2 protein-coding genes are annotated in these 1,435 nt (G+C 62.0%); both read right to left on the reverse strand.

All coding sequences use genetic code 11. The features are described from left to right. Window positions 1-39: 39 nt before the first annotated feature. Window positions 40-894, reverse strand: coding sequence for an IS3 family transposase (locus AB0P23_RS25405; protein ID WP_032373666.1), 855 nt, complete (start codon window positions 892-894; stop codon window positions 40-42). Then, window positions 891-1,376 (reverse strand): helix-turn-helix domain-containing protein, encoded by a 486-nt coding sequence (locus tag AB0P23_RS25410; RefSeq protein ID WP_032373665.1) that lies wholly within the window; start codon window positions 1,374-1,376, stop codon window positions 891-893. The genes AB0P23_RS25405 and AB0P23_RS25410 overlap by 4 nt, the downstream gene beginning before the upstream one ends. Between the last annotated feature and the right edge of the window lie 59 nt (window positions 1,377-1,435).

A 1,435-nucleotide genomic window follows, 5' to 3' on the forward strand; every position in this document is an offset into this window, starting at 1 on the left:
TGCACTGGACCCCGTGGGTTGGACCGGTTAATGGAAATCCTAGGCTGCGAGGGCCTGGGCTCGGTATTGCACCGGGCTCAGGCCGTCGAGTCGTAGCGAGATGCGGTCGTTGTTGAACCAGTCGATGTAGTCCTCGATCGCGGTGTGCAAGGCGTCGAGGTTCAGGTATCGGACGTGATGAAACATCTCCTCTTTGAGGTGACCGAAGAAGTTCTCGATGATCGCATTGTCGTAACAGTTCGCTTTGCGGGACATCGATTGGATGGCTCCCGCATCGGCCAGCAACCGCCGCCACGACGAGTGCTGATAGTGAAAACCCTGATCCGAGTGCACAATTGGATAATCCTGTTCGCCGAGGGTGCCCAACGCGGCCCGCAAAGAACGGTTGGTGAACTCCGTCGTCGGGGACCGACCGATCGAATACGAGATGATCTGGCGGTCGAACAGATCCATCACCGGCGACAGATACAACTTCGCCTCCCCGACCCGGAACTCGGTGACATCGGTGACCCACTTCTGATTCGGGGCCGCCGCCGTGAACTGACGGTCGAGGATGTTCGCCGCGACCGCCCCGACCTGACCCTGATACGAGACATACCGTCGACGGCGCCGCACACGGCACGCCAACCCGAGCTCACGCATCACCGCGAGCACGGTCTTCTTCGCCACCCGCCACCCCGCGTCGACGAGGACTCGGTGCACGCGTCGATGCCCGTAGCGTCGGTGGTTTTTCTCGAACGCCCTGGTCACCGCCGCTTTCAACGCAGCCTTCGGATCGGGCCTGCGTAACTGCGCTTGACGGTAGAAGAACGTCGACCGAGCCAACCCGGCGACGTCGAGCAACACATCGAGACGGTACTGCGCCTTGAGGGCGATGACAGCGAGAACCTTCACCGTCGTCCCTGTTCCCTCAAGGCCCGCAATTTTCCCAGGTACGCCACCTGCGTGCGCAGCCGCTCGTTCTCCTCACGGAGGCGGTCCAGTTCGCTGGCCTCCCCGGGATCAACTCCCGGTGCCGGTCGACGTCCCGCCCGCTTCGGCCGTAGCGCCTCGTCGCCGTCGCGGCGGTATCCGCGGACCCAGGGCTCGATGATCTTCGCCGACGACAGTCCGTACTCGCGAGCGAGCTCGATCTTGTTCTCGCCAGCCAAAACACGTTGCACCACAGCAAGTTTGAACTCGAACGAGAAGTGTTGTCGATCCGGTTTCTCCACCAACGCATTCCTCCCTCGAACCCGCCAACGGTCGTAGAGCAAGATCACTGGGCCCGCCCCGCCACCGACCTTCGCAGCAGCCGAGACGGCACCCACACCATCCTCGAACAACGCTACCGCCGCGACCCGCTGATCCTCGGTAAGTGAACTTCGTGCACGCATACAAAACTCCCCGGTAGTCGGAACTGAATTACTCAGTCCAACTTCCGGGGAGCTGTGCA

Origin of the sequence: Rhodococcus sp. NPDC077669 (assembly GCF_040686915.1) — a bacterium.
GTDB classification, from domain to species: domain Bacteria; phylum Actinomycetota; class Actinomycetes; order Mycobacteriales; family Mycobacteriaceae; genus Rhodococcoides; species Rhodococcoides fascians.